The sequence below is a fragment of the Williamsia sp. 1138 genome, from assembly GCF_002095435.2.
In the GTDB taxonomy this organism is placed as follows: Bacteria; Actinomycetota; Actinomycetes; order Mycobacteriales; family Mycobacteriaceae; genus Williamsia.
The window spans coordinates 183,309-189,940 of the sequence record NZ_MJEJ02000042.1; the positions used below are offsets into that span (position 1 = coordinate 183,309).

General features: G+C 61.4%; 5 protein-coding genes and 1 pseudogene. 5 read left to right on the forward strand and 1 reads right to left on the reverse strand.

From position 1 onward, the window contains the following. Positions 1-47 precede the first annotated feature (47 nt). From BH683_RS13535 to BH683_RS13555, 5 genes and pseudogenes are all read left to right on the forward strand, one after another. Complete coding sequence (locus tag BH683_RS13535) at positions 48-857, forward strand: 2-keto-4-pentenoate hydratase (protein ID WP_084836799.1); 810 nt, start codon at positions 48-50, stop codon at positions 855-857. 74 nt (positions 858-931) lie between these two features. Then, positions 932-2,506 (forward strand): FAD-binding protein, encoded by a 1,575-nt coding sequence (locus BH683_RS13540; protein ID WP_084836774.1) that lies wholly within the window; start codon positions 932-934, stop codon positions 2,504-2,506. A 96-nt stretch (positions 2,507-2,602) separates the two neighbouring features. Next, the gene (locus BH683_RS13545) at positions 2,603-3,406 is read left to right on the forward strand and encodes a MaoC/PaaZ C-terminal domain-containing protein (RefSeq protein WP_084836775.1); all 804 of its coding nucleotides are present in this window, start codon (positions 2,603-2,605) and stop codon (positions 3,404-3,406) included. 351 nt (positions 3,407-3,757) lie between these two features. Then, on the forward strand, positions 3,758-5,266 hold the full coding sequence (locus BH683_RS13550) for an MFS transporter (RefSeq protein WP_084836776.1): 1,509 nt from the start codon (positions 3,758-3,760) through the stop codon (positions 5,264-5,266). A 6-nt stretch (positions 5,267-5,272) separates the two neighbouring features. Beyond that, positions 5,273-5,350 (forward strand): annotated as a pseudogene (locus BH683_RS13555) (Bax inhibitor-1/YccA family protein); the annotation flags it as partial. Between the two features lie 60 nt (positions 5,351-5,410). Here the strand turns inward: BH683_RS13555 and BH683_RS13560 are convergent. After that, positions 5,411-6,631: an acetyl-CoA C-acetyltransferase gene (locus BH683_RS13560; RefSeq protein WP_084834498.1), complete on the reverse strand. Its 1,221-nt coding sequence runs from the start codon at positions 6,629-6,631 to the stop codon at positions 5,411-5,413. Position 6,632: the final 1 nt, after the last annotated feature.

The window sequence follows — 6,632 nt, forward strand, 5'->3', positions numbered from 1 at the left end:
GCGTCGCTGCACTAGGCATCACCCGACACCATTCAGAAAGTGAGCCGATCATCGACGATCAGCGTAGGCAACAAGTAGCAGAGCTGCTGGCGCATGCCGAACAGACTCGAAAGCCCATCGAACCGTTAGTGATCGGGTTTCCCGGAATCGACGTCGTGGACGCGTACGAGATCCAGTTGCTGGGCATCCGCCGGCGAGTGGCGGGTGGAGCAAGAGTTGTAGGGCACAAAGTCGGATTGTCCTCGAAAGTCATGCAAGACATGATGAATGTCGATGAGCCCGACTACGGGCACTTGCTCGATGACATGATGCTCACCGAAGCCGACCCGATCCGATCGAGTGCATACTGTGCTCCACGAGTCGAATTCGAGGTGGCATTCATCTTGGGTGAAGACTTGCCTGGTGAAGGATGCACGGAAAACGATGTCGTTCGCGCGACGCGCGCGATTGTTCCGAGCATCGAGTTGATCGATAGCCGTATCAGGGACTGGCAGATCAAGATCGAGGACACCATAGCTGACAATGCGTCGTCAGCCGGAGTTGTTCTCGGCACGAAGCGAATTGACCCCAGCACCGTGGATTTGACCAACATCGATGTACAGGTGCACGTCACCGGCGCGGGCGCCACGGCGCCACGGCGATTCCTCGCCGATGGGCGGTCTGATGCGGTGCTCGGAAACCCCGCGACCTCGGTCGCGTGGTTGGCGAACAAGGTGTCGGCATTCGGCGTCGCGCTGCGTGCCGGAGATGTTGTGCTGCCAGGATCGCTGACAAGGGCGATCGATGTCCATCCCGGAGAGACATTTACTGCGGTGTTCGGTCGCGGCCTGGGACAGGTCACCGCGACGTTCTCGTGAAGTAGATAGTCCGCCCACCGTGCGGACAGGCCCGGTCTGTGCAGGGTTCGACAAGCAAACGAAGGAGCCAACCGGTGAATTGGAACGAAGAAGTCGATGTGATCATCGCGGGATCTGGGGGAGTACTGGCGGGCGCCTACACCGCAGCACGTGAGGGTCTCGACGTGGCGGTATTCGAAGCGAGCGACAAGTTCGGTGGTACCACGGCCTATTCTGGTGGAGGAATGTGGTTTCCGTGCAATCCTGTCTTGAAGCGTGCCGGCGTCGATGACACTGTCGAAGACGCGCTTACCTACTACCAGTCGGTAGTAGGAGACCGGACCCCGAAGGACATCCAGGAAGCGTTTGTGCGGGGCGGTGCTCCGCTCGTCGAGTACTTGGAGCAAGACGCGAACATCGAATTCGCGTTGCTCCCGTGGCCCGACTACTACGGGAAGGCACCAAAGGCGAAAATTGACGGTATGCGTCATATGACCGCTGCGCCCTTGACTGCGGAAGAGGTTGGTTCGCTGCGTGATCTTCTGCGACCGCCGCTGGACACTGACCGTCTGGGTGCTCCACTTCCCGAATCGCTTATCGGGGGCCAGGCTCTGATAGCACGTCTCGTCATGGCGATTTCGGCGTACCCGAACGCATCGTTGCACCTGAACTCGACGCTCGTCGAACTGGTCGTCGAAGATGGTGCGGTCACTGGAGCGGTCGTTGAGCGCGACGGGCAGCGGATCGCGGTCCGTGCGCGTCGGGGTGTGGTGCTCGGTACCGGTGGATTCGAGGCAAACGAGGAGATGCGCAAGGAATTCGGCGTGCCCGGCTCAGCCGAGGACACCATGGGCGTCCCCACCAATATCGGACTGGGACTTCGGGCCGCCATTGCGGCGGGTGCAGACGTCGACCTTGTGGATCAGGCTTGGTGGTCGCCAGGGATCACTCATCCAGACGGACGTTCGACGTTCTCGTTGTGGATCACGGGCGGCATCTTCGTCGACAGCAATGGGGAGCGGTTCGTCAACGAGTCAGGACCTTACGATCGGATAGGCAGAACTGCGCTCGGCGCCCTTGAAGAAGGCAATCTGGGACTTCCCTACTGGATCATCTTCGATGATCGGGAGGGCGAAGTCCCTCCGATCAAGTCGACAAGCGTAACCGTGGTCGAAGCAGAGGAGTTTGTCGCTGAAGGGTTGTGGCACTCAGCCGACACCCTGCAGGAACTGGCCGAGAAGATTGGCGTGCCCAGTAACAGTCTGGCGGCCACGGTCGCGCGATACAACGGGTTCGTGGCCGATGGAGTCGACCTCGATTACGGCCGTGGCGACGAGGCCTATGACCGTGCATTTTTCGGCGGACACTCACCGATGGTTCCGATCGAGAGTGGCCCCTTTCACGCTGCCGCGCTCGGCCTGTCTGACCTGGGCACCAAGGGCGGTATTCGAACCGATGCTGTGGGCCGGGCGCTTGACCGGTCGGGCGCCCCGATCGCGGGTCTTTATGCGAGCGGCAATACGATGGCCGCGCCCAGCGGTGAAGCTTATCCCGCCGGTGGCAATCCGATCGCCACTTCGATGCTCTTCAGTCACCTGGCCGTACAAGACATTGCGAAAGCAGATCGCGCTCTGCGCGCGATCGACAATGACTCGGCTATCTCGAGCTGACCAAGGCCGAGTTGACGCGGTGACGGTGGCTGGTGAGCGAGTGCCTGGAGCGTCCCTCGCTCAGAAATGTGTGCCCACAATTCAAGGAAGGCGCTGATGACCAGCTCAACGGCGGACACCTGGTTAGGCCGCGACCTGGGTTCGCGAGAAGTTTCATGGGACGAACGCGATGCAATCTTGTTCGCACTCGCGGTGGGGGCGCGTCCGGATCAGCTGGACTTGGTCTTCGAGCGAGATCTTCGGGTGCTGCCGACCTTTGGTCTGAGCCTGGCGCAATGGGCACCGGATGCGCTCGGTGAAACCGGCGCATTCGACGTACGTCAGGCACTTCACGGTTCGCAACGTCTGAAAGTCCATGCGCCGCTGGCTCCCGCAGGTGCTGCGACGTTGGCGGCAACGGTTACGGGCGTATGGGACAAGGGGCGCGCCGCAGTCTTCGACGTCATGGTGAGTTGCGAATACTTCGACGCGACATGGTCGATCTTCGCGCCTGGTCGAGGTGGCTTCGGCGGGGATCGAGGCCCGGCCATGATTCCCCCCGCAGACTCCGAGCCAGTCACATCGCAGTCCGTTCTGATACCGGAAAACGCCGCTCTACTCTACCGCCTGTCGGGGGATCGACATCTCATCCACGTCGATCCCGTGGCAGCACAAGCAATCGGGCAACCCCGTCCCATCCTGCACGGCCTGGCTACGTTGTCAGCTGCCACACTGGTGTTGGCCGAATTGGCAGGCAGTCACCCCGCAGATCTCGTGGAACTCGAGGGCCGCTTCAGCGCTGTTGTATTTCCAGGCGAGGTCGTCCAAATCGCGAGTTCTTCCAATGGCAACTTCGAGGTCAGCACAGATCGGGGCATCGCGATAGACCGCGGTCGTGTTCATTTCGAAGACCGGACGTGAATCGGTTTTGAACTGATCCCGTCCCAACGCCCCCGACTGACCCAGTTCGCGGTAATTCATCCGGCGATGTCGCATCGGCGACAACAACTGGTGTCTTCGTCGAGTCGACTCCTGAAAACGTTGCGTGAATACCTGTTGCCTCTGGAGTGGACCACAAGTCACGTCGTTCGATCGAGCTGATCCGCCTACGTACGACCACTTTGCGGCGTTCTGCTGCCGGATCGGAATCGACCGTTCGAGATGATTCCCGCTTAGCGGGAGCGTAAGTAGCGGCATATCTTGCACGCGGTGTGTGGTGGGTCACCACAGTTTCTCGTGCCTTCCGAGGGTACGACTTGAAAGGAATGCCCAATGAGTGTTGATTCGCCCAGCGCTCCGGCGCCGGACGTGGACGAACGAGGTTGGTCGTTACGTCTGGTGTTGTCGCTGATCTCTTTTGTGCTGGTGCTCGAGGTTCTGTCGATGAGCTACATCATGGTGGCGACGACGATCCCCTTGATTTCCGTCGAGTTCGGGACCACTCAGGGTGCGTGGATGCTCGCGTCGGTGCTGCTTGTCGGCTCAGTGATAAGCCCCGTTGTCGGCAAACTTGCTGACACACACGGCAAGCGCCGACTGCTGCTCGTCTGCATCGGTTTCACGATCGTCGGATCAGTGATCTCCGCGCTGGCGCCCAATTACACGGTGATGCTTGCGGGTCGCATTCTGTCTGGCTTTTTCATCGCCACGTTGTTCTTGAGCTACTCGCTCATCCGAGATGTGTTCCCTTCGAAAATCGTTCCGTTGGCCGTTGCCATCGCGACAAGCGGGATGGGGCTCATCACGGTTCCGCTGCCGTTTTTCTCCGGTTGGTTGATCGATTCGTTCGGATTCCGCAGTGTCTTCTGGGTCATTGGCGGAATTCTTGTCGTGTCTGCCGGTCTCATCGTCGTGACGACGCCGGAATCGCCCGTTCGTCTGCGCTCGCGTATCGATCCGATCGGTGCCGTGTTGCTCGGCGGTGGCGTTGGCGGCGTTCTCGTGGCAATCAGCTTTGGCGATACCTGGGGCTGGAGTGCCGGTTCTACGTTGGCCTACATGTTCGGTGGTATCGCGCTGTTGGTCGCCTGGGTGGCCTCCGCTCGCGTCATACGTGAACCTCTTGTCGATCTCGCTCTATTCGGCCAGCGACCGGTCATCTTCACCGCCATTTCTGCAGGCTTTTGCTACGCCACATCTGCGCTGGTCGCTGTGGTCCTTCCCACCATGGTGATGACACCCCTGATACCGGGAATGGATCTGGGCTACGGGTTCGGTGCCGACGCTGAGGGCGTCGCGCTCTACCAGGCGCCGCTGGGTGCAGCGGGTGTGGTGGCTGGTGTCGTTGTCGGGGTACTCGTGGGCCGAAACGTCAAGCCTCGCCTTACGATGATCGCCGGCATGACCCTGTTCATTCTTGGTGGTGTGCTGATGGCCTACGCGCACGACACGAAGTTGTCTGTCTTCCTGATCGCGATCATCATAGGCCTGGCGACAGGTACGGGCTACGCGTCGATTCCGAACCTGCAGATCGTCTCCGTTCCACCGCAATTGCAGGCCTCCACGGCAAGTATGGTTGCGGTCTTCCAGAGTATGTTCGCTGCGATCCTTCCGGTCATCGCCTTCAGCGTCATGAACTCGCATGTCGCGTTCGAGGTCGAAGGCGCTGTCATCTACAACAATGACGCGATCATCTACGGGTGGCTGATCGTCGCGGTGGCGGGTGCCCTCGGCGCCGTTGCCGCAATTCTGCTGCCCCGCAACATCAAGCAAATTAATGTGGCAGCTGATCAGGAAGCAGTCATTGTTCCGACCAACGCGGCACCGCTCGCGAGGTCCTAGATCCCGAGCTTCGGCTTGACCGTCACCCTGGTCTGGTTGTATGTCGAGATCCTGCGCCTGCTGAGTTACTTCAACTCGGACTAGCGATTCCACCAAAAGAGCCCGCGACCATCTGGTCGCGGGCTCTTTTGATTGGGGTCAGGTTCAGCTCAGGCGCTCGAGCACCATGGCCATGCCCTGACCGCCACCGACGCACATGGTTTCGACGCCGAGGGTCTTGTCCTGGGTGGTGAGGTTGTTGAGCAGCGTTGCGGTGATGCGGGCTCCGGTCATGCCGAACGGGTGGCCCAGGGCGATAGCGCCGCCGGAGATGTTGAGTTTGTCGTGGTCGATGCCGAGTTCGTTGGCTGATCCGAGGACCTGGACGGCGAAGGCTTCGTTGATCTCGAACAGGTCGATGTCGGCGATGGACAGGCCGGCGTATTTGAGGGCTTTGCGGACGGCTTCGATGGGGCCCAGGCCCATGATCTCGGGGGACAGGCCGGTCGCGGCGGTGGCCACGATACGTGCCAGCGGGGTGAGTCCGAGGGCTTTGGCTTTGGTGTCGCTCATGATGACCAGTGCGGCAGCGCCGTCGTTGAGGGGGCAGGCGTTGCCGGCGGTGACGGTGCCGTCGGGGCGGAAGACTGGTTTGAGTTGGCTGATCTTGTCGTAGGTGGTGCCTGCGCGGGGGCCGTCGTCGGTGTCGACGACAGTGCCGTCGGCCAGGGTGATCGGTTCGATCTCACGGGCGAAGAAGCCTGATTTGATGGCCTCTTCGGCGCGGTTCTGGCTGCGCACGCCCCAGTGGTCCTGGTCTTCGCGGGAGATGCCGGTGAAGGAGGCGACGTTTTCGGCGGTTTCGCCCATGGGGATGTAGACGTCGGGGAGCAGGCCCTGCTCGCGGGGGTCGGACCACGTGCCGGCGCCGCCTTCGGCGGCCTTGGCGGTGCGGGCCATGGCGTCGGCGAACAGTGGGTTCTTGGTGTTGGGCCAGCCGTCGGCGTTGCCGGTTCCGAAGCTGGAGACGGATTCGACGCCGCCGGAGATGAAGACGTCGCCTTCGCCGGCGCGGATGGCGTGCATGGCCATGCGGGTGGTCTGCAGTGACGAAGAACAGTAGCGGTTGACGGTGACGCCGGGGACGTGGTCGAGGCCGACCTGGACGGCGACGGAGCGGGCGATGTTGAAGCCGGCTTGGCCGCCGGGCTGTCCGGACCCGAGGTGGAGGTCGTCGATGTCGGCGCGGTCGAGTTCGGGGATCTTGTTCAGCACGGCTTCGACCATCTGACGGGCCAATTCGTCCGGACGGACATCTTTGAGTGAGCCCTTACCGGCTCGGCCGATCGGTGAGCGGGCGGTGGCGACGATGACGGCCTCTGGCATG